Source organism: Rhodococcus sp. NPDC057529 (assembly GCF_042802055.1).
Classification (GTDB): domain Bacteria; phylum Actinomycetota; class Actinomycetes; order Mycobacteriales; family Mycobacteriaceae; genus Rhodococcus_F.
This window is the reverse complement of record NZ_JBHVEY010000011.1, coordinates 148,166-170,312: the sequence shown is the minus strand read 5'-3', so window position 1 is coordinate 170,312 and position 22,147 is coordinate 148,166. Positions and strand designations below refer to the sequence as shown.

The window sequence follows — 22,147 nt, the reverse complement described above, 5'->3', positions numbered from 1 at the left end:
GGCGGCATGGAGTTTGGTCCGCCGTGCAGGTCGGTGCGTGTACAACGAACTCGGCGGGCCACACGGTTGTTCGCACAGGGACCGGCGGGAAACGTCGTGGTCACCGTGGCCTCATCGTCCGGTGCGCTCGGGGTGGGCTGTAGGTGGCGCTCCGACATCGCCACGTCTGTGTGCATTCACCTCCGGTCCGATCGCCCTTGACATGGTCTGGGCGTTGAGTATCGTTTCCCACACCTTATCCGAATGGCGTTCGAATAAGCTAGCCGGACGGGAGCGAGAAGGCAGTCGGGACGTAACCGACGCGCGGACATGGAGTGTCCATCATTGATGGCCTCATCTGCGTCGTCAGTGACACCGCTCGTCGCCCGGATCCGCTGCGCCCGTTCACAGAACGGCTGAAACCGCAAATACACAGGTCGCGCCGCGACCACGAAGAAAGCAGGAATTCGATGGCACGTCTCGGTGCACAGTTCGGGCCGGACATCACCTTTCTGGGCGTCGACCCATGTGACCTCGACGATCGGTCTACATACTCCGATGCCGATGTCGTCATCGTCGGCGCGCCCCTCGACGGAGGCGCCACGTTCCGTTCGGGGGCGCGGTTCGGGCCGTCTGCCCTGCGCCAGGGCTGCTATCTGCCACATGACGGGTCACGACCGAGTCTCGCTCTTCGGGTCGACGGTCTGACCGACCTGCGCGTGTACGACGCCGGTGACGTGGACATGTTCAACGGAAACATCGAGCAGGCGGTTCAACGTCTAGAAGAGGCCGTGTACAAGATTGCGTCGGCCGGCGCAATCCCGATCACGCTCGGGGGTGACCACACGGTGGCGTGGCCCGACCACACCGGTGTGGCGCGACACCACGGATTCGGCAAGGTATCGATGATCCACTTCGACGCACACGCCGATACTGGCGATATCCAGATGGGTTCTCTTGTCTCTCATGGGACCCCGATGCGTCGCTTGATCGAGTCGGGTGCGTTGCGCGGCGACCGCTTTCTCCAGATGGGGTTGCGCGGGTATTGGCCGGACGAGACGATTCTGCAGTGGATGGCTGCGCAGGGACTGCGGTCGTACGAAATGACCGAGATTGTCACTCGTGGACTCGATGAATGCTTGAGCGAGGCTTTCACCATCGCCATCGACGACTGCGTGGGTGTCTACCTCTCCGTGGACGTCGACGTCTGCGATCCGGGCCACGCCCCCGGCACCGGCACCCCCGAACCGGGTGGATTCTCGTCACGTCAGCTCCTCGATGCCGTCCGCCGCATCTGTTACGAACTCCCTGTCCTCGGCTTGGATGTCGTCGAGGTCTCGCCGCCCTACGACCACGCCGATATCACCGCGCTGCTGGGGAATCGGGTCATCTTGGAGGCGGTTTCCGCGATCGCGCGTCGGCGGAAGGACAAGGAACAGGGGACCGTGTGGGATCCGGCGGAGCCGCTTCTGCACGGCCGTGAAATCGATGAGCAACTCCGACTTATCACCATGGGCGAGCAGGCGAGGCGCAATGGTGAGGGAACCCGGCACGTGCATCACCATTGAGCGGTCCGGCGCTGTGCAGTCTTCGAACAGTTGAGCCTGCCCACAGTGTGTGACCATCGTGCAGGACCGCTCCGATGCTTTGTACTTTCGTGAGCGCTTAGCAACAGTGCGGGGCTGCTCCAGCGCAGAGCCGTTTACTACCGCCAGCTCATCAACATCTCGCCGCTTGTCCTAGACGAAGGAATGGCTCGATGCCGAAACAACACCTGCAGTGCACCGCGACACCCATCGAAGCGGTGTCGATCAATACTCTCGGTGCCAGCGATATCGCGTCGCTCGACGACAGCACCAGGGCGCTGATCGACCGGCGCCGCAAGGTCATGGGTCCAGCGTATCGGCTGTCCTACTCTCAACCTTTCCAACCGGCTCGGGCGATGGGCACCAAGATCGTGGACGTGCACGGCGACGAGTTCCTCGATGCCTATAACAATGTCGTAAGTGTTGGACACAACCACCCGCGGGTCGTGGAGGCGGTATCGACCCAACTCGGGATGATCAATACGAACACGCGCTACCTGCAGAGCGATATCGTCGACTACGCCGAGAACCTCATGACAACCCATGATGACGCGCTCGGGAGCGTCATGTTCACTTGCACCGGGTCCGAGGCAAACGATCTCGCACTCAGGATCGCCAGACATGTCACCGGCGGTACCGGAGTCATCGTCTCCGATTACGCCTACCACGGGTGCACACGGGATGTGTCGTCGTGGTCACCAGCTTCCGGAGAGGGGACCGCTCTCGGGTCTGACGTACGAACTGTGGCTCCCCCTGACACCTTCCGACGGGGCGACGCCGATCTCGATGAGTGGTTCCTGGCCAGTGTGCGACACCAGGTCGACGATATGCAGCGCCACGGGATCCGATTGGCCGCCTTCGTCGTCGACAGTCTGTTTTCTTCTGATGGGATCTTCCCGAACCCCCAGACGGTCCTCGAACGTGTTGTCGATCTGGTTCACGATTCCGGGGGCCTGTTTGTCTCCGACGAAGTGCAGTCCGGCTTTGCACGCACCGGTGACGCGATGTGGGGATACCAGCGCAACCGCATCGTCCCTGACCTCGTGACGATGGGCAAGCCGATGGGCAACGGTATGCCCATCGGCGGGGTGGTAGCAAAGCATGAGTTGATGAACGAGTTCGGGGAGAATGTTCCCTACTTCAACACCTTTGGCGGCGAGAACGTCCCAATCGCCGCAGCCCAAGCCGTGCTCGACGTCATTCGCGAAGAGGGGTTGATCGCCAACGCGGCGAAGATGGGGGGCATGCTCTCGGAAGGAATGCGGCACATTCTCGATGAAACCGGACACGCGGCGGACGTGCGGGGAGCAGGAATGTACATCGGTGTTGAATTCGTACGCGACCTCGATGCCAAGTCACCAGATCCGGAGACTGCCCGCGCCGTGGTCAACGGAATGAAGGACCGGCGTGTTCTCTTCAGTGCCGCAGGCCCATACGCGAACGTACTGAAGATTCGCCCTCCGTTGGTGTTCTCCGAGAGCGACGTGGACCGCTTCCTGACCGCCTTCGACATGGTCGCAAGGACGGTGACCCCGAAATGAACGAATGGGCAGACATCGACCGAGTCACAGATTCGATTCGGTCGACACTTCCGGATCGGTACGGGATGTCCGCGGACGCGGATGTCGCGCTCCTGGGAATATCGGAGAATGCCAACTTCGCGGTGCGCGATCCATCTACCGGCCAAGATGGTGTTATCAGGGTTCACCGCCATAACTATCATCAGCGTGCCGCCATCGAGTCTGAGCTCGCGTGGATGGCAGCGATTCGCCGGCAGACAGACGTTCTGGTGTGCGATCCAGTTGCGGCGGTTGACCGAGAGCCGGTGATCACGCTTCCGGTCGAGGGCGCTCCGGACCGCGACGCCGTGATGTTCACCCGGGTCCCCGGCAAAAACCTCACCATGGACGACGCCACTCCCGCGGTATATGAACGTCTGGGCGCCATCACCGCACAACTCCACGATCACGCGCGCCACTGGCGTCGGCCGGCGGGCTTCTACCGCTACAGATGGGACCTCGAGACCATGCTGACAGCGGAAGCCCGGTTCGGATATTGGGCGAATCATCCTAGACTCACCCCAGCGGATCGCCGGCTACTGGAAAGAGCCGCCACCCTGATCGCCGACCGGCTGACTCACTTCTCGGCCAGCGAGGACGAACCAGTCGGTCTTGTGCATGGCGATCTTCACGTGCTCAACCTCATGGTCGAGGGCGAGGATCTGTGGGTGATCGACTTCGATGACTGCGGAATCGGCTGGTATATGCAGGATATCGCTCCTGCGATGGCCTGTTTCGAAGAAGGACCTCTCGTCGACGAACTGACCAACGCGTGGATCCGCGGCTACGAGCAGTGCCGACCTCTCTCCTCGCTCGAACTTGACAGTCTTCGGGACTTCGTCATGCTGAGGCGGATGCTGGTCTTGGGATGGAGCGCTACCCACCCACTGGCTCAAGTACCCGGGGGTTTCGGAGACCGAATTGTCGATGTCACCGTCTCGGCCGCGGAGGAATACCTGCGCGTGTCGACCAACAGATGACGGAGTAGTACCCGACTCGGGGAAAGGCGTAACCGGGGCTTCCTGCAGCGCTGCAAGCCCACACCCTCAAAGCTCCTACCCACGACAACAGACACCTGGAACACCTACTTCGGGTCGCCCTCCGTGCATGCCTCGCCCTTCCGCAGGGCCTCCGAAGAGGAGTTGCTCGACCTCGAGGCGTGTCTTCACGTCGGGATCCGCGGCGGCCTGTACGACCCCTCCGACATGGACAATGACCTGGCCCTGGGGTTCGCTCCAGTCCGCTGCGACGAGATCGAAGGATCGGAGTCGCGGGGATCGAGCGGATGCGAGCACGCGGCACGGGGACCGAACGGTCTACGTCTGCGGTCCACCCGCAGTGAGTACTTTATGTCCGATTGTTCGAATCCGTAGCGGAGCACAGACCACAGATCTGATGAACACTCGCGATCCCCCTTTGCAGCAGACACGCGCGTCACCCAGAGCCGACGGTGAGCGCCCCGGGTGAGTCCGGGGCGCCACCCTCGATCCCCTCGTCGGCTCGATCGGAACGCGGGCGGCGAACCGCTGCGGGGGACCGGCCAGTCATGGCGGAGCCAAGGTACGGACCACTTACGGTTGGTTCTGTGGTGTTCAGCGACCTGAGGCGACGGTGCGAAGTTCCCGTCTCATGATCTTGCCGGTCGTAGTCAGAGGCAGCTGATCGAGAAAGGTGATCTGCCGGGGGTACTGATAGAAGGCCAAACGCCTCTTGACGTGGGCTTGCAGTTCCTGGCGCAGTTCCTCGGATGCGGTGACTTCGTCAACGAGGACAACGAATGCGTGCACCGCCTCACCGCGCAGTTGATCGGGCACCCCGATCACGCCGGCCATGGCCACCGTGTGGTGCGAAAGCAGGCATTCCTCAATTTCACCGGGCCCGATCCGGTAGCCCGCCGACGAGATGACATCGTCGGCGCGCCCCTGGTACCAGAGGTTCCCTGCCGCGTCGGCACGAGCGAGATCGCCGGTGTGGATCCAGCCATCGTGGACCTTCTCTCGGGTTTTGTCCGGTTGATTCCAGTATTCGAGAAACTGTCCGGGATTCTTTGCAGCGATACAGATTTCGCCTACCTGACCGGTCTCGACCTGCTCGCCCACCGGGTCGAAGAGACCGACCGTGAAGCCGGGAAAGGCACGGCCCATCGAGCCCGGCTCGGGCTCCCAGGTGGACCTGCAGGTGCCGACCGTCATGTTCATTTCCGTCTGCCCGTAGAATTCGTTGATCGCCACCCTGAAGGTGTCGGTAACCCATTCCTGCAGCGCATCACCGAGGGATTCGCCGCCGGTGGCCAAGGCGCGTAGTCGCACATCGCGGGCGGCGGCGCGGTCGACGCCCGTGCTGCGCATTTGTTTGAGAGCGGTCGGGGGGATAAACGACGCTGTGACCTTGTGCCGGCGCATCACGTCGATCGCCCGTGCGGGGGTGAACTTGTCCGGGGTCGCCACCACCGGGCAACCCATTGCGAGTGCCGGGAACAGCACGTCGAACAGTCCCCCGATCCACGCCCAGTCGGCGGGGGTCCAGAATACGTCCCGCGGATGCGGGGCGCCATCGAAGGCCGTGCGGACGCCGGGCATGTGGGCGGGCAGGATCTTGTGCCCGTGCAGGGCACCTTTCGGTCGCCCGGTAGTGCCGGAGGTGTAGATGATGATCGCGTGCGAATCCGGTCCAGTGTGTGCCACGCGGTTGTCCTCGGTGGCATCGTCGAGGAGCCGCTGGAACGAGTGCATCGGAACCGATGTCGACTCGGTTGGGCACTCCCCCACCAGCAGCACCGCTTCCAGCGACTCGATGTCCGACAAGCCGTCCCGGATGCGGGCATAGCCCTCGCTGTCGACAACGAGGATCCGTGCTCCCGAGTCGTTCATGCGGTGGGCGACCGCGTCGGACCCGAATTTGACCGACAGCGGCACGGTGACGATTCCCGCCCGAAAAGCCCCAAGGTGCGCGGTGAGCACCTCGATGCCTTGCGGCACCATCACCCCGATCCGGTCACCGGCGGTGATTCCGAGGTCGGCGAGCACTGCGACGAACTTGCGGCTGCGGGTGGCTACCTCGCCGAAGGTGTATTGATGCCAGTATCCGCCAACGTCGACAATCAGGGCGGGATCGGACGGGTTCTGGTCGTCGACACAGGCCCGCGCGATGTTGAACTCGGCGGGGATGTTCCAGGTGAGCGGCGTGGTGTCGAGGTCTTGCCACCAGTCTTGCTGCGATGGGGCGATCATTGTGCTGCTGCTTCCATCTCGATGGCCTGGTCTTTCCCCGCGACCAGGAGGGAGAAGAGACCGGAGACGACGAGGGTACCGGCCTGGTTGATCAGCGCGCCCCTACAGGTGACGACCGCGGTCTGTCCATCCTGTCGCGGCCGGACCGCGACGACCTCGGAGGCAGCGTGGACAGTGTCACCGAAGAACGTCGGTGCATGGAAGCGGACATCGTCGAGGCCGTAGAAGCACTGCAGGTAGCTCGGGTGCAGTTCGACCAGGCCCAGCAGGGTGGACAGCATCAGCGCGCCGTGCGCGATCTGGCGGCCGAAGCGAGTCTGTTGCGCGTACTCGGGATTCAGGTGCAACGGGTGCCGGTCCCAGGTCAGCTCGGCGAAGTCCCGCACGTACTCGTTGGTGATTGTGCGCGATTCGGTGGTGGTGGTGTCACCGACACTGATGTTTTCGAAGTGAGTTGATATCAACGAATGTCCTTACAGTTCATATTTTCTGGGGATTGAGGAGGGACCGGCGATTGGTATCACCGTCGATGAACATTGTCAGCGCTGACCCGAAGCTGGTGCTGCCGTGGATGGTCTCCGCCCGGGCCGGTGCAGCGGAAGCACCCTAGATCCGGACGATGCACCCAACGCGATCGTGGTGACGGCGCGAACGGAGCCGGCCGCGCCGCATGGTCTTGCCATCGATGGGCGTCGGTGGTGCGGAGTGCGCAATTTCCGACTGCTTACTCCTTGGCATCGGCAAGGACCACACCTCCCTCGGCGAGCGCTCGGGGCATCGCGAACGGGCACCCGGCCCGCCTTGAGGAAGCACCCCGTTGCCGATATGTACTGCAAGGCAAATTAATTAGGAGCACATTGACTCCTTAATCAGCCACGAAACCGTACCGGACACACTCGGGTGAATGATGATGACGGGCAATTGGACCACCTCGAGACACAGGAAATCAGTGCACCCATCATCGGCCGCCGACGCGTGCGTAACTGTCCGCATTTTTAACACCCACGATCGAGGCGCTACGCGCGCGCTCGACAGCTGGCCAGCCGATAGACGTGGTAACTCCGGCCGGACGGTGCGCTGCCACCATCATCATCGCCTGCCCGGTTCGGGGGATCCGGTGAACGCCATCCTGTCGAGATCGCGGGCGCCAATCGAACCAGTGCATTGCCTTCAGCATTCGTTCCGCCGATGTGCAGCTCCCACTGGTTGCCTGAAGCGATGTGGCCGGGATTTGCGATGTGCATTCTCTGTACAGATAGGTCGCGGGTTGCCCTGCACGATGAATCCGACATGAAGGCCTCTCAGGGTCTCAGAGCACATGATGAACTACCGAAATCTAGATTGGTGCCATTCACTACAGCTGGAGGAGCCATGGCGGAGATTCGCATCGAGAACCTCACGGTTGAAAACGGATTGACATTTCGCACACGACAGGCCGGTCCTCTCGATGGTGAACCGGTGCTGCTTCTACATGGGTTCCCGACAACCTCGGCGATCTGGGAAGGCGTACTCAGCGCTCTTGGAGATCGCGGATACCGCGCAGTCGCTCCCGACCAACGAGGCTACAGTCCCTCCGCCCGGCCAGTGGGTTTTAAGAGCTACAGGTACACAGACATTGCCACTGATGTCGTTCGATGTGCCGACGCGCTCAACTTCGACAGATTTCACCTCGTGGGCCACGATTTCGGAGCGATCGCGGGGTGGGCCTCCCTTGGCCTACTCGGTGCGCGAGTCCGCTCGTGGTCGGCCCTGGCGGTGCCCCATGTTCGTGCCTTCGGTACGGCCATTCGTGAAGATCCGGATCAGCGCGCAATGAGCGGATACGTGCATCGACTGAGATCTCAAACTGGAGTCGATGAGCTGGTCGAGGAATGGTCCCGCGACGACTTTCGGGAGCTTCGTGCCGACTGGTCGGTGAATACGCCTGAGCCGATGTACGCAGATTTCGCGTCGGTACTGACCCAACCAGGGGCCTTGGAAGCGGCATACAACTGGTATCTCGGAACGGACGGGATAAGTCCGACAGACGATGAACTGGACTTCGCAGATGTTTCGGTGCCGACCCTGTGCATGTGGGGTAATGCGGACCCCTTCGTCAGCCGAAGTTCGTGTGAGGCCGCGGCAAAAATGATGACGGGCCCCTATCGCTTCATCGAACTGAAAGCGGGACACTGGCTCCAGATCGACGCTCCCGACCGTGTGACCAGCGAGATACTGACTCACGTGCAGGAGTGGCGAATCTAACCACAGAGCAGAACGGATCTGACTCGCCCCGAGCAAAACCGATTTCCTCAGAGCCCTCGTTGCCCGTGGGTCCCCACCCCACCGGCGACGGTCTCTGCTTCCGCCAGAGTTAATCAGCGGTGGAATCGTCGAGCAACAAAAGCAGATCGGCGAGGAGCTTGTCGGCTTCGTCCTCGATGTCGTCCAAGATGTCGGTGACGTCCTTGAGCGTATCGTGAGCCGTTCGGCGTGAGTGGATGCCGCGGTCGTAGTAGTCCTGGTCCAGTTCGATGGACTCGGCATCCAGGCGTGGTGTGGGGTCCGGCCGCGCCGGGGTGTGGCGAGGCCGGACCGGTGGCGGCGTATGGGCAGGTGCCTGCCCGGTGAGGTGGGCGCGGACAATGGTCGCAACGGATTGGGCTGTTAGCGGGGTCGGCACGTAGGGGGTGTGGCCCCATCGGTCAATCGGCATCAGCAATGGACGGTCGTCGTGGCGGACGCACTCCGCGAAACCGGACAGGTCCGCCTCCTTGCCCAGCTGTCGAGCCAGCAGTTTCGTGCTGGGGTAGCGGTCGAGGAAGCCGACGACTTCGATCCAGTTCTGATAGGCCGCAACCGGAGTCGTCGCATCCGTGACCGAGGAAGGAACGCGTATCCACGCGTCGCCCGTGTTGATGACGAGCGCCTCGGATTCAACGGTGATGTCGCCACGAGACAACCGGGCGATCTGCTCGAAGCCCAGGCCAGCAGCGACCAGAGCGAGAATGAGGGCGTCGCGGCGGCCGAACAAACCCGCCGGCCACCCGGTGACCGGGATCCGCGCGATTAGCGCTACGGCGACCGCTGAGAGCCGTCCGATGCGCTCTGCTCGTGCGGTGTTCAGGACTTGGCGGATGGTCTCGGCCCGGCCCGGCGCCGGCAATCCTGCCTGGGTATGCACGATATTGATCCCAGTGACGCGCCGACGTTGGGTGCCGTCAGCCGCCGGATGTTCCGCGAGGAACTGCGCCAGCGCCGACGGTTGCGCGGGTAGTGCCCGGTGGTCGCAGGCGGTGCACCAGTCGACGAACAGCGCCCAGTCGTACCGATACCGCCGGGGCACCACCGGATTCGGACTGCTACCCACCGATTGCGTGATGGTGCCGAGGTCGACGTACACCGTCAGAGGCCGATCTCATTGACGGCGTTTCCGACGAGGGGTGCGTGTTCGCGGGCGTAGAGCTCGACCATCGCGGGCGTGGCATGTCCGGTCTGGCGCATGATCGCGTGCGCGTCGGCGCCGTTGCGGAACGCCTGGGTGACGAACCCGGCCCGCAACGAGTGCCCACCGAGCTGGGCGACGACGTTCTCGTCGTAGCCGGCCGCGGCGGCGCGGCGGCGGATCGCCGCATGCACCGACGCCCCCGACAGCCCGGTGTCGGAGAGGTTGCCGTTCTTGGCGATCGCCCGAAACAACGGCGCCCGGGCCCGCATCCGCGGCAACCCGGATCGACACACATGATGCTCGAACGGTGGTGCGGTGCGCAGCAACCGGATCACCCCGGGCCGGGCGGCGAGATCGTAGGCGGCGACGACCTGCGCCCACCGCACATACGCACACGGTGGGCAGCTGTGATGGTGAGTGGTGAACGGCAACGCCCGCACCACACCGGCGCCTTCCTGGTCGGTCTTCGAGCGCCGCAACCGCACATGCACCCCGTCCAGCCGGTGCACGGTGACGTCCCCGCAGTGCAGGGCGACGAGTTCGCTGCGCCGGAACGCCCCGGCGAATCCCATCAGCAACAACGCGCTGTCGCGGCGCTCGTGGACCTCGGCCGCCCAGCCGGTAACAGCCACCCGGGCGGATCCGACGATGGTGACGACGTCGTCGACCAGCAACGGAGCCCGCGGGCTGCGGGGCCGGTCGCCGGTCGAGGCGTAGTCGCGGCGGATCCCCGACAGGGTCGAGCGCACCAGGTCGTGGGTGTGCGGGGTGGGCTGCCCGGCGGTGCGGTGGTGGTGGCCGATCGCGGACACCCACCGCGCCAACGTCATCGGCGCGTACGCCCACTCCCCCGCCGCGTCGTAGGTGTCGGCGGCGTCGACCAGGTAGGCGGCGACCGTCACCGGGTGCGCCGGCAGCGCGGTGTGCCCGTGCGTGGTGCACCAGGTCTCGAACCGCCGCCAGGCCGACGCGTACGTGCGGCGGGTGCCCTCGGCACGGGACGTGGACACCGCCTGCGCGATCCGGGACACCGCCGCGTCCGGCAACACCGGTGCACTGCCCCACTCCGACACGCTTACGGCGGCCATGGGCGGCGGGGAGGACTGTTCGATCGTCACAACTCTCGAACCTACCGGTCACCACCGACAGACCGCGCGCCGAAAACATCGCGGGACGTGGCATTTCCAGCGAACCTTACCTCCCCGGCGGGATGGTGCCGCCCGGCTTGGTTACGCGGTAACAGCAGCTTTCCGCCTTCAGAAGGAAGGAACGATTGACGCGCGTGCTCGCCCCGGCGCCGCCTGCCGGCGAACCGTGGGTGTGTAGCCGCCGGACGGGTCGGGTACCCGCAGTCCCGGCTGCAGATTCTTCGGGATCGGCGGCCCGGCCCCGACCGACCGCATCCCCCCGTCGGCCGTCGGGGTCGTCTACCCCGCGCGGGTTGTATCCCCCCAGATTCGCAGCCCGCGCGGGCAGGCGACGCCCATTCCCATCGATTTGTTGGTGATCAGTCGGTGGGTCGCGTCAGTCGCCACCCGCGGCGCGCGGCAACGAAACCCGAGGCCGCGCCGAGGGCCGCGCTGATGATCAGGCCGGCCGCAAGAAACGGGATGGGGTTCACCGATTCCATGCTCCCGGTGGTGGTGACGTCGGCGCCGAGCGGTTCGTGGCCGGCGGTATAGACGTGCACCGGGTAGGACAGCCACCAGGCGAACAGGCCGGTACACACCAGGCCCGCGCCGAGTCCGAAGGCCGTTCCGATCAGTATCAGTGTCCGCACACAATCACCGTCGCGATCGCCGGCTGTGCTGTTACCGAGCGCTCGTGCCGGCTCGTCACGGCCACTCGTCCTCGGCGCGCTGGTCCGGGAGTCCCGCATCAGAATCACTGCGCCGGGCATCAGATTGGCCGCCGTCGGCATCAGCATCGCCGAGTCGGCATCAGATGTGATGAGTCAGGGCAATCGAGCGCCTCGCCAGATTCACTGAGTCGTCCGCCACCTGCACTGAGCCGGGAACGCCTCCACCTGCACGAAATCCACGGCCGAGGCGCCCCGGTGACGTTCTGCAGAGCAAAATGTCCTGGCTCAGTGAATCTGGCGAAATCACGAGCTTCTCACCTGCTGTTCGCCATATTCATCGAGTCACCTTGATGGTCTGTGAATCATTGAATCTGGCGAGCGTGGAACTGGTGCATCGTCCGTCGGAAAGGTGTTCGGCCCATGCGTTGAGAGGGTGACGGCTGGAGATCCAGCCGTGGCTCCAGCCGTGGATGCGTCGGTTGGCTTCGCTGAAGAACTCGTTGCGAGTGTCGGGGTGTGCTGCGACGCGACTCCAGTGGGACGAGAGGAGCAGCGTCGTGATCATGACGAGCTTCGGGTAAACGGCGGCCCTGTAGGCCGGCTCAGAGGTGGAGTGCCTGACGACCGTGGGGCTGAGGATGTTCAGGGTCTCCGCAACCGGGTTTGTGAGGAAGAGCGAAACGACGTGGTCCCAGATCTGTCCTGCACAGAGGTAAGCATCGCGGGTGCGCACCGCACCGTGACGTCCAGCCAATCGCCGGTGACGGCGCTCGGCGGCCGTGATCGCCGGGGTCTTGCTGATGTCGAGGCAGGTGCCCAGCCGTGGTGAACTAAGCGGGTATGCGTGCCCGATCCAGATGCGGTGCTTGGTGCAGGCGTGGACGTGCGGCGGGTAGTACCGGAGGATCGGTCCGCCGCGGTGGCGGCGGACGCAGTGAGGGCATGCCGGCAATCGGTCGTCCCGGAACAGTGCCGGATTCTTGTGCCGCTCAGAAAGTTCCGGTAGGGCCCACCCTAGCTCGGTCAGCGATCGACCGGTGATGGTGGCGAGTCTGCTGACGGTGCTGGCGTTCATGGTTTCGACCCGGCGGGTGTGCTCGAGGCCGAGATGGAGCTTGAGGTCGTCGACATGGACGTGGTTGAGGTGGGCGAGGCGCCGCAGGTAGGTCTCGACCGTCTCACCGGCCGACGGTGGGGCGGGGATCGGCAGTGCCCGCGCTGGTCCCGGCACCGATGTCACGCCACTCCTGTGCTGGTGCGGCTTCGCTTCGATTTCGCGGGCGTGGGCAGAGATTGGGCGGCGCGGTCGAGGAGGATGGCGTCGAGGTGGGCTTTGGTGATCTTCTCGGTGCCGTCGAGGATGGCGTCGATGGCGGCGCCACGGATGAGGTGCGAGAGGCTACCGAGCATGCCGTGGGTGCGTTGATAGAGGTATTCCCCGTGCCTGGCCAGGGCGCCTGGGGTGTGCCGGTGCAGGCGCAACCCCTGCTCGAGGGTGACGACCAGGGCCCGCCAGTGCTCGCGCTGCGCGCCGGTGCCGTAGGCGAACGGGTGGGTGGAGATGGTGGCGAAGCGACTGGCGATCTGCCGGCCTCGGACTCCGTTGAACAGGCCCGCCTGTTCGACGTCGATGCCGGCGTAGACGAAGGTCGCGGGGATGCGTTCGGAGAAGTATTTGAGCTGGTCGGAGACCTCGGCACCGGCTCGGGTCTGCAGGGAGATGTTGTGGATTTCGTCGACCAGCACCAGATCACAGCCGACGTCGCAGAGCACCGCGCAGACGGCGTTGGTGATGTCGGTGAGGTTGGCGCGGGCGGTGACCGGCAGGCCCACGAATCGGGCGAACTCGACGGCGACCATCCGCGGTGTCGCCGCGGGCGGCAGAGTGACATAGAGGACCGGGATCCGCGGACCACGGACCGGGGCGCGGAGACGGACGCCGAGTTCGTGGGTGCGGCCGAGTTGAGTGATCGCGGTGGTCTTGCCGGTGCCGGCGCCGCCGGTGACGATCAGGCCGCGTCGGGCCGAGATCTGCCGGCGGTTGAGGATCAGCAACCGACGGACGGTCTTGACGACCTCCTGGATGGTTGGGGTATTCACCACGATCAGGTCGCTGTGATAGTCCAGGCGGACATCGTCGTAGGCGGCACGCTCCCGCGGCTCCAACTCGAGCCAATCGTCTCGCAACTCGGGTGCGCTGCGGTCGCGTCCGACCCAGCGAGACCAGCCTTCCTTGGTGGTCAGCGGCTCGTCTGGGGGCGGGTCGATCGTGTCGGGGTCGGTCACCGCCATCGCTGCGCCTCCTCGGCCGCGTCGAAGACGCCGAACGGGATCACTGTTCCCATCTCGGCGGCGTCGTCGAAGTCGTCCTCGGGCTCGACCTCCCCCAGATCGACCGGCGGGGACGGTGGCCGCCCGGGAACGGCCGCGCGGGTGCGGGCGGCGACCTTGCGATCGGCCTTGGCCTGCGGCCCGGTGTCCGGGCCGGTGCCGGCCCGATCGAGCAGGTCGGCCAACGCGCGTGCGGCCGCGGTCTCCACCGGTTCCTCGGTCGGCCCAGAGTCGGCGACGATCTGACGGGCGTGGCGCCAGGTGAAGTCCGCGAACGGCGCCGACACCATCGGCAAATGCGTCCAGGCCGCCCGAATCCAGCCGCCGTCATGGTGGTTGCGGACGAACACCTGGGTCAGGTCGTAGGGGTCGTAGCGGACCTCCCAGGCGCCGCCTCGGGCGGTGACACCGGAATGCTGCCGGCGGTAGGGATTGAGTGCGCGGTCGTCGTAGGTGCGCCGGTCGATCCGGACCCCGTAGTCGTTGATCGTGCGCCAGTGCGAGGGCAACAGTTCGAGATAGTCCTCGCCGGTCAGCATCAGCGGCAGATAGCCGGCGGCGCTGACCAGCACCGCATACATCTCGTTGGGTGAGCACGCCCGTCCGCTGTCCGGGCTGAGCAGCCCCTCGTGTGGTCGGCGCTGCCAGTGGATCACCCACTCGTCGAACAGGTCCTGCAGCTGCGCCAGTGACCACACCGCCTCCGATTCCACCGCCGCGCCGCGGCGGGTCACGTCCCGGCCGGTGTAGCCGGCGACGTGCTGGCAGAACAGGGTGTTGATCGACTGGAACGTCCGCTCGATCACGCTGTCGTCGGTCGGGGTGCGCGGATGCGACGGCTGCAGCGAGATCCCGAGCGTCTCGCAGGACCGCACGAACGTCTCCGACAGAAAGACCTTGCCACGGTCACAGCCGATCATCTCCGGCACGATCACCGGCTTCGCGGCGGCCTGCTCCATCCGGGCATCGATATCGGCCAGGCTGCGATGCGGCAGCCGCGAGACCGACATCCGCAGCGCCTCCGCCCAACCCGGGCGCATCGGTTCCGGCACCAGCATCCGCGCCAGCAGCAACGACGCATCCACCGCCTTCGTTCCCATCGGCCGCAACACCCCGGCGGTGAGCGTGCGGGTCGCGACATCGACCCCAGCCGTCAGCTCGATCCGCCGCGCGATCCCGTCGTCGAACACCGCCAACACATCCAGCGGGGTCGTGTCGATCTGAACGTGCTGGCCCGGACGCGACGCCCACGTCGCGGTGAACGGTCCGGCCGGCCGATTCGCCGCCGACCGGCGTGTGGTGGCGGCGCCGAAGGTATGCCGGCCCGTGGACATCACCGAGACCAGGCGATTGAACGTCGCCTTCGACGGCAACCCCACCACCCCGTCACCGTGCCGCTCGGCCAGGATCGCCTCCACCCGCAGGCGCAGCCGGTCCCGGGTGCCGGTCGACCGCCTCGTCTCCCCGTCCAGCGCGTCGCGGATCGCGTCCACCACCCGCTCATCGGTGCGCCCGTAGACCGACGTCGACCGCGCGGAACGGCCGTCGACCAGTCCCCGCACTCCGCCGGACCGGTAGCGTGCCCGCATCCGCTGCACGGTTCTCACGCTGGTCGGGGTCCCGGCGGCAGTGAGCTCGGCGGCCTTGGCTGCCTCACGCTCGCTCAGGGGTCGCAATCCAGGATCGTATTCCGGCCGCGGTCGGCCGTCCGGGCCAGCACCCGGCGGCAGCCCGGTCTCCAACTCGACAAGGTGACGTTCCCAAAACCGGGCAAGCTCAGCCTGTTCCCGGGGCAGATCATCGAGCCCGTGACCGGCCAAGCCGCCCGGAGATCGCGCCGCACCGCCCCCTCCGACGATGCGGAACCCGTCGGACCCGACCAGGTGCACCAGCGATACCGCCAACGGCTCCCCGCCCGAATTCACCAGCCGCACCGTCGTTCCGGACAGACCAGCTACCTGGTACTCGTCATCGTCGAACACCACTCGGTCACCGACCTCGAGCACCCGTGTCACCGTCCCACCCCCGCCACGATCGACCACCCCTCCAGACGAACCGCCAGATCCACTACCAGCTCCCCTGACCACAACAGGTGATACAGCGCAGGCAGGACGGCGATCGGGTCACCCACCGAGCGGGCTCCCTCGATCAATGGCCTCGGTCCGGTGAATGCTGCCAGCAGCGCCGACACCGTCGGCTCGATCCGGTGCCGGCGATGTCGATACCCGGCCAGCCACACGACATTCGCCAACCACACCGGATCATGTCCGCTCACCAGCCGATATCCCCACCCCATCTGCTCGCAGGCACGCCCGGTCGCGGCGAAAGCGGCCTCATCCCTCGGCTTGATCCGCTCTGCAGGACGACAGTCGATCAGCACACCCCGGCCGTCGGACATGCGGGCAAAGAAGTCCGGCGCATGCGACCGCGCTCGCTCCCCATCCGACCAGAACAGCCACAACGGTTGCGCCGCAAACCCCACCACAGTCCCGTCGAAATCCAGCGCCATCGCCTCGTCCCGCTCCAGCCACGACTCGAACGGCACATGCGCGCCGTTCGTCTCCGAGTAATAGAATCCCGGGTTGCTGCGCTGCCCCCGATAAGACGGGAACCGCCGAACCGGTGACACCCTCTCGAACGCCACACCCCCGGCTTCCGACAATGGCCCACGAACCTCACCACCGTCGGGGTCCGCAAACGCAACATCGAAACCCTGCAGATGTCCTTTCGGCGCACAACCCGACACCGCGCGCAGCCTCGTTCCCGAGCCAGCCACCCACCACCACCCGTTCGCCTCGATTCACCGATGCCTCGGTCGCGGGTGATCATCCCAGATTCGCCAGATTCACTGAGCCGTTCGCCAGATAGCCGCCCACCCTCGCCAGATTCACTGAGTCTTCGCCAGCTTCACTGAGTCAGGACACAAAACGTGTGCTCACCTGCGCTTTTCAGCGAGACGTTGCGGAAATGTTTTTTTACAGCACCAACCCCGCGCAAATCGGCGTACCCGCTCAGATCGGTCAACGGCGCACCCGATAGCGCAGGTGGAGCACCCGGTTGCCCTGAATCACCACGTCGGGATCCTCCAACAGGTGCTGCGCGTGGACCGACCCGAAGTAGCGCTTGCCGGACCCGAACACGACGGGTACGACGTCCATGCGCACCTCGTCGACCAGGCCCGCGGCAAGCACCTGGCCACCGACGTCGCCGGCGGCGACCTCGACCATGCGGTCGCCCGCAAGCTCCTGCGCCTTGGCCACGGCTGCCTCGACGCCGTCGACGAAGTGAAACGGCGTCTCGGGGTCCCAGCCCTCGGGCTGCGGCCGGTGCGTCACGACGACCACGTGGTCGATCCCGCTCGGAGGCTTTCCGTCCCAGCCGTCGGTCATGTCGAAGACGTGGCGGCCGACGAGCGTCGCCCCGATCTGGTCCCAGTACGGTCGGGTGTAGTCGTACGACGTCTGTGACATCTTAACCTGGCCGCTCTCGTCCAACGGGACGTCACCGCTGGACAACCAGTCGAACAACGCTCCGGGCTGGTCATTCTCGTCCGCGATGAAGCCGTCCACCGACACCGAGCTGTACATGACCACCTTGCCCACGGGGCTCTCCTCTGATTTGGGGTGCCCCAAATCTAGCCCGGGTGTCGTGGCCGAAGGGGGCTGGTCGAAGTAGCCGGTGCGCCACCGGCGAGGTCGCCCCAGTCGATCGGTCCGGCGGGGTTGATCGCGAACACGGTGGCGGCGAAGCAGTAGGTGCGGGCGAGCACGTCGTACAGCTAGCGGTCCCCGGACCAGGCGATGGCGCCGTCGGGGTCTACCTGCCAGAGCGCAGACTCGCCTGGCACGCCTGACCGAGGAGGGCGATGCCTTCCTCGATGGAGCGCAGGGGGATCGCCCCGTAGCCGATGCGAAAGTGGTTGCGGGGCGGTACCGGCTGGGTGAAGAAGATGTCGCCGCGTTCGATGAGGACGCCGCGGGCCTCGGCCTCCCGCGCGAGCACTCGGCAGTCGAGGTTCTCCGGACCGGTCATCCACAGGCTGACGCCACCGGGCGGGTACGGCTCCTGCGGCCAGGGGAGGTACTTGTCGACGGCCGCGCACAGGCGTTCCCATTTGTGTTTCATCTGGGTGCGGTGATGGCGCAGCGCGCGGTGATACTCGCCGCTGTCGATGAGCATCGCCAGGGCCCGCTGCTGATGACCGGGTGGGTGGCGCAGCACGTACCGGCGAGCTTTGCGCAGCTCACGCACCAGATCCGCGGGTCCGACGAGGTAGCCGAGGCGCAGTCCGGGGGCCAGGAATTTCGAGAACGTGCCGAGGTACACGGCGTCGCCGCTGGAGTCGAGTGCCTTGAGCGCCGGGCTGGGACTGCCGTGATAGCGGAACTCGCTGTCGTAGTCGTCCTCGACGATGACGGTGCCGGATTCTGCGGCCAGCTGCAACAGACGCTGCCTGCGGTCGATGCCGAGCGTCACGTTGGTCGGATGGTGATGGCTCGGCGTCAGATACATCAGGTCGGTGCCGCGCAGCGTCTCCGGCGGGCGCAGGCCGTGCGCGTCGACGTCGATGCCGTACACCTGAGCGCCGGTGCGCAGGAAGATGTGTCGCGCGTCGAGGTAGCCGGGGTTCTCGATCGCGACGCGGTGTTCGGGTCCGAGGAGCACGCGGCCGACGAGGTCCAGTCCCTGCTGGGAACCGACGGTGACGAGTACCTCGTCGGCACCGGCCTCGATGCCGCGCGACGGCAGCAGGTGCTGTCGGATCATGTCGATCAGCATCGGATCGTCCGCGCCGACGCTGTCCTGCAGGCTGGCGTAGGCATGCGGCTGGTACAGCGCGTCGCGCAGGCACCGGACCCACGCGCGGGCCGGGAAGCTGCGGATGTCGATCTGCCCGGCCAGGAACGGGTACGGGTAGTTGTGCCAGTCGAGGTTCTTCTCGATGTGCGGAACGTCGGCGTCGGGGTACCGCCGGATGCGGGACGACCAGTCGATGCGCGGAATGGTTGCGCGGGCGTCGGATGCGAGCGTCTCGATCATGTCGGGATTGACGAACATGCCCGAGCGCTGGTGGCTTTGAACGAGTCCCTCGGCGATCAGTTCCTGATAGGCCAGGTTGATCGTGTTCCGGGAGATCGCGAGATCGACCGCCAGTTCCCGTGAACTGGGGAGGCGGTGGCGTGGATCGAACAGCCCGTTGGCGATGCCGTGTTCGATCGCCCGTCGAACCTGCCGGTAGAGCGGTTCGGCGGAATTGCGGTCGATCTCGATCAGTGTTCTCGGCACGCATCGCCTCCTGTGGATCCAAAGGTGGCCAGGTGTGGGCCGACCCGGCACGCCGAAAAGTTCCCGAACGAGCACTTCTCAGTATGCCGGGCCGGCGACGATATCAAACGAGGTTGAGCGCTTCGTCGACGCCGATCGACTCGATGCCGAGTGCGGCACCGACGGCGTCGTTGGTGAGACGCCCGGAGATCGTGCTGACGCCGGCGCGGAGTGCGGCGTTCTCCCTGGCTGCACGGGCCAGGCCCTTCTCCGCGATCTGCAGGGTGTACGGCAGGGTCACGTTGGTGAGCGCGTACGTGGACGTGTGGGGCACCGCTCCCGGCATGTTCGCCACGCAGTAGAACACCGAGTCGTGGACCTTGAACGTGGGGTCCGCGTGGGTGGTGGGACGCGAGTCCTCGAAGCAGCCGCCCTGGTCGATCGCGATGTCGACGAGGACGCTGCCCGGCTTCATCCGTGCGACCAGCGAGTTCGAGATGATCTTCGGTGCCTTGGCGCCCGGCACGAGCACGGCGCCGATGACGAGGTCGGCCTGCATGACCTCCTGCTCGATGGAGTAGGCGTTGGCGGCGAGGGTCCGGATCCGGCCCTGGTACATGCGGTCGGCGGCGCGTAGCTTGTCGACGTTCTTGTCGAACAGGACGACGTCGGCCCAGGTGCCTGCGGCGACGGCGACGGCGTTCATGCCCGATACGCCGGCACCGATCACGACGACCCGCGCCGGGGACACACCGGACACCCCGCCGATCAGCACACCCCGGCCACCCTCCGGGCGCATGAGTGCCTGCGCACCGACGAGGGGAGCGAGCCTGCCGGCGACCTCACTCATCGGGAACAGCAGCGGCAGCGAACCGTCCGGAAGCTGAACCGTCTCGTACGCAACCGAATTGGTGCCGGCGGCGAGCAGGGCCCGGGTGCACTCCTCGCCGGCGGCGAGATGCAGGTAGGTGAACAGCGTGAGGTCCGAACGCATCCGGTGGTATTCCTCCGCGATGGGCTCCTTGACCTTCAGCAGGAGTTCCGCGCTCTGCCACACGGCGTCGGCGCTGTCGAGGATCTTCGCGCCGGCCGCGCCGTAGGCGTCGTCGCCGATCGACGAGCCCTCCCCCGCACCGCGTTCCACGAACACGTCGTGCCCGTGGGCAACCATTTCGTGGACACCGGCGGGAGTGGCCGCCACCCGGTACTCGTGGTTCTTGACTTCCTTGGGGATACCGATCCTCATCTGAGACCTCCGTTAGCTGGGGCTGTTCGCCGCTCCGGCCACATGCCGTGGTGCCGAGCGATACCGAAGTCTGGATCACTCTGACATGGGACCAGAAGGACCAGTTGGGGACCGTCTACGGGGACCAGTCTGGACCCATCGAATACCGCGCTTCTGGTTCTGACCTGCGGTCCACCTCGTCGGTATGTTGTGGATCACAGCCATTCGACAACGAAGGAGATGGTCGTGGACGTCACCGAATTGCGAGCACGGGCCCGCCGGCACCTCGGACCTCATTTCACCCGCAAGGACACCTGGGAAAGCGACTTTCCGGTGTTCGTCCGGGGTGAGGGTAGCTATCTGATCGACACCGAGGGAGACCGTTTTCTCGACGGTCTGGCAGGTCTGTTCTGCGTGAATATCGGTCACGGCCGCGACGACATCGCGAAGGCGGCGAGCGAGCAGATCGGGACGCTGGCGTACGCGTCCAACTGGGGCAGCGCCCACATTCCCGCGATCGAGGCGTCCGCGCTGATCGCCGATCTGGCGCCCGGTGACCTCGGGACGACGTTCTTCGTCAACTCGGGTTCCGAGGCCGTGGAGACGGCCGTCAAGTTCGCCCGGCAGTACCACCGCAGCCAGGGCAACCCGCAGCGAACCAAGATCATCAGCCGTGAGATGGCCTATCACGGAACCACTCTCGGCGCCCTCTCGGTGACGCAGCTGCCCAAGATCAAGGATCCGTTCGGCCCGCTGCTGCCCGGCGTCCGCTCCGTACCCAACACGCTCGGGTACCTCGGCGACTGCGGCCCGGCGAACGAACTCGACTGCATCGCCGCGATCGAAGCCGTCATCGAGGAAGAGGGCGCCGAGACCATCGCCGCCGTCTTCGCCGAGCCGGTCCAGAACGGCCGCGGCGCGCTGGTCCCGCCGGACGGATACTGGGCCGCGCTGCGCGCACTGTGCGACAAGCACGGGATCCTGCTGGTCTCCGACGAGGTGATCTGCTCGTTCGGCCGCCTCGGGCACTGGTTCGGACACGGACTCACCGGTGTGGTTCCGGACATGATCACGTTCGCGAAGGGCTCCACGTCCGGATACGCCCCGCTCGGCGGTCTGATCGTGCGTGAGCAGCTGGTGCGCGAACTCTACGACTCGCCCAAGGGCGGCGTATTCACCCACGGCGCGACGTGGGGCGGGCACCCGGTGTCGACGGCGGTCGCGGTCGCGAACATCACCGCCATGCGCGACGAGAACGTGCTCGGCAACGTCAGCGCACGCGGCCCGAAGCTGAAGACGGCACTCGATTCGCTGATGCGCTCGCACCGCTGCGTGAAGGACGTCCGCGGCACCGGATTCTTCTACGCGATCGAACTGATGGCGGACAGCGACAGCGGCCGCGAGTTCACCGAACAGGAGTCGCTGACGGTACTGCGCAAGGTGCTGCCGGAGGCGTTCGCCCGCACCAAGGTGATCCTGCGCGGCGACGACCGCGGTGCCACGATGCTGATGATCTCCCCGCCGCTCGTCGCCGACGACGAGGTGCTCTCGGAACTGCTGCACGGCATCGACAGCATGCTCACCGACATCGAGAAGGCAATCCAGCCGTAGGGAAGGGCACCTTCCCCGAGTTCCAGCGGGTGGCGGGGGTGGTGGTGTGAAGGATCCGACCCCGCTTCTGCCCGAACGGCAAAGAAGAGGGAAGACGGAAGTTGACAACCAGCACCCCCACCAAGCAGCCCAC

The 22,147-nt window shown here is 65.6% G+C and carries 18 protein-coding genes; 6 read left to right on the top strand and 12 right to left on the bottom strand.

Going from position 1 to position 22,147, the window contains the following annotated elements; genetic code table 11:
* The first annotated feature begins 449 nt into the window (after positions 1-449).
* From speB to ACFU5V_RS22715, 4 genes are all read left to right on the top strand, one after another.
* The gene (gene speB, locus ACFU5V_RS22730; RefSeq protein ID WP_378702059.1) at positions 450-1,547 is read left to right on the top strand and encodes an agmatinase; all 1,098 of its coding nucleotides are present in this window, start codon (positions 450-452) and stop codon (positions 1,545-1,547) included.
* A 191-nt stretch (positions 1,548-1,738) separates the two neighbouring features.
* On the top strand, positions 1,739-3,106 hold the full coding sequence (locus ACFU5V_RS22725) for an aspartate aminotransferase family protein (protein ID WP_378702057.1): 1,368 nt from the start codon (positions 1,739-1,741) through the stop codon (positions 3,104-3,106).
* On the top strand, positions 3,103-4,104 hold the full coding sequence (locus tag ACFU5V_RS22720) for a phosphotransferase enzyme family protein (RefSeq protein ID WP_378702055.1): 1,002 nt from the start codon (positions 3,103-3,105) through the stop codon (positions 4,102-4,104). Before ACFU5V_RS22725 ends, ACFU5V_RS22720 begins: the two co-directional genes overlap by 4 nt.
* Before the next feature lie 123 nt (positions 4,105-4,227).
* Positions 4,228-4,497, top strand: a complete 270-nt coding sequence (locus tag ACFU5V_RS22715) for a hypothetical protein (protein ID WP_378702053.1) — start codon at positions 4,228-4,230, stop codon at positions 4,495-4,497.
* 219 nt (positions 4,498-4,716) lie between these two features.
* Here ACFU5V_RS22715 and ACFU5V_RS22710 read toward each other — a convergent pair whose 3' ends face one another.
* Both ACFU5V_RS22710 and ACFU5V_RS22705 read right to left on the bottom strand, forming a co-directional pair.
* Positions 4,717-6,354 carry an AMP-binding protein gene (locus tag ACFU5V_RS22710; RefSeq protein ID WP_378702051.1) on the bottom strand — a complete coding sequence of 546 codons (1,638 nt, stop codon included), beginning with the start codon at positions 6,352-6,354 and terminating at the stop codon, positions 4,717-4,719.
* Positions 6,351-6,818 (bottom strand): MaoC family dehydratase, encoded by a 468-nt coding sequence (locus tag ACFU5V_RS22705; protein ID WP_378702049.1) that lies wholly within the window; start codon positions 6,816-6,818, stop codon positions 6,351-6,353. Before ACFU5V_RS22705 ends, ACFU5V_RS22710 begins: the two co-directional genes overlap by 4 nt.
* Before the next feature lie 907 nt (positions 6,819-7,725).
* Here ACFU5V_RS22705 and ACFU5V_RS22700 point away from each other — a divergent pair.
* A complete protein-coding gene (locus tag ACFU5V_RS22700; RefSeq protein ID WP_378702047.1) occupies positions 7,726-8,598 on the top strand; it encodes an alpha/beta fold hydrolase in 873 nt (290 codons plus the stop codon).
* Between the two features lie 109 nt (positions 8,599-8,707).
* Here ACFU5V_RS22700 and ACFU5V_RS22695 read toward each other — a convergent pair whose 3' ends face one another.
* The 10 genes from ACFU5V_RS22695 to ald form a co-directional block, all read right to left on the bottom strand.
* Positions 8,708-9,736: a hypothetical protein gene (locus ACFU5V_RS22695; protein ID WP_378702045.1), complete on the bottom strand. Its 1,029-nt coding sequence runs from the start codon at positions 9,734-9,736 to the stop codon at positions 8,708-8,710.
* A 2-nt stretch (positions 9,737-9,738) separates the two neighbouring features.
* Positions 9,739-10,869, bottom strand: coding sequence for a site-specific integrase (locus tag ACFU5V_RS22690; protein ID WP_378702317.1), 1,131 nt, complete (start codon positions 10,867-10,869; stop codon positions 9,739-9,741).
* A gap of 419 nt (positions 10,870-11,288) precedes the next feature.
* The gene (locus tag ACFU5V_RS22685) at positions 11,289-11,561 is read right to left on the bottom strand and encodes a hypothetical protein (protein WP_378702044.1); all 273 of its coding nucleotides are present in this window, start codon (positions 11,559-11,561) and stop codon (positions 11,289-11,291) included.
* A 355-nt stretch (positions 11,562-11,916) separates the two neighbouring features.
* A complete protein-coding gene (locus tag ACFU5V_RS22680) occupies positions 11,917-12,822 on the bottom strand; it encodes a TniQ family protein (RefSeq protein WP_378702042.1) in 906 nt (301 codons plus the stop codon).
* Positions 12,819-13,874: a TniB family NTP-binding protein gene (locus ACFU5V_RS22675; protein ID WP_378702040.1), complete on the bottom strand. Its 1,056-nt coding sequence runs from the start codon at positions 13,872-13,874 to the stop codon at positions 12,819-12,821. Before ACFU5V_RS22675 ends, ACFU5V_RS22680 begins: the two co-directional genes overlap by 4 nt.
* The gene (locus tag ACFU5V_RS22670; protein WP_378702038.1) at positions 13,865-15,928 is read right to left on the bottom strand and encodes a Mu transposase C-terminal domain-containing protein; all 2,064 of its coding nucleotides are present in this window, start codon (positions 15,926-15,928) and stop codon (positions 13,865-13,867) included. The genes ACFU5V_RS22675 and ACFU5V_RS22670 overlap by 10 nt, the downstream gene beginning before the upstream one ends.
* Positions 15,925-16,689: a TnsA-like heteromeric transposase endonuclease subunit gene (locus ACFU5V_RS22665; protein WP_378702036.1), complete on the bottom strand. Its 765-nt coding sequence runs from the start codon at positions 16,687-16,689 to the stop codon at positions 15,925-15,927. The genes ACFU5V_RS22670 and ACFU5V_RS22665 overlap by 4 nt, the downstream gene beginning before the upstream one ends.
* A gap of 244 nt (positions 16,690-16,933) precedes the next feature.
* Positions 16,934-17,515: a dihydrofolate reductase family protein gene (locus ACFU5V_RS22660; RefSeq protein ID WP_378702034.1), complete on the bottom strand. Its 582-nt coding sequence runs from the start codon at positions 17,513-17,515 to the stop codon at positions 16,934-16,936.
* Positions 17,516-17,729: 214 nt separating this feature from the next.
* Positions 17,730-19,199, bottom strand: coding sequence for a PLP-dependent aminotransferase family protein (locus ACFU5V_RS22655; protein ID WP_378441344.1), 1,470 nt, complete (start codon positions 19,197-19,199; stop codon positions 17,730-17,732).
* 103 nt (positions 19,200-19,302) lie between these two features.
* A complete protein-coding gene (gene ald / locus ACFU5V_RS22650) occupies positions 19,303-20,424 on the bottom strand; it encodes an alanine dehydrogenase (RefSeq protein WP_378441342.1) in 1,122 nt (373 codons plus the stop codon).
* A gap of 219 nt (positions 20,425-20,643) precedes the next feature.
* On the opposite strand from ald, the gene ACFU5V_RS22645 reads away from it, so the two are divergent.
* A complete protein-coding gene (locus ACFU5V_RS22645; RefSeq protein WP_179377872.1) occupies positions 20,644-22,014 on the top strand; it encodes an aspartate aminotransferase family protein in 1,371 nt (456 codons plus the stop codon).
* Positions 22,015-22,147: the final 133 nt, after the last annotated feature.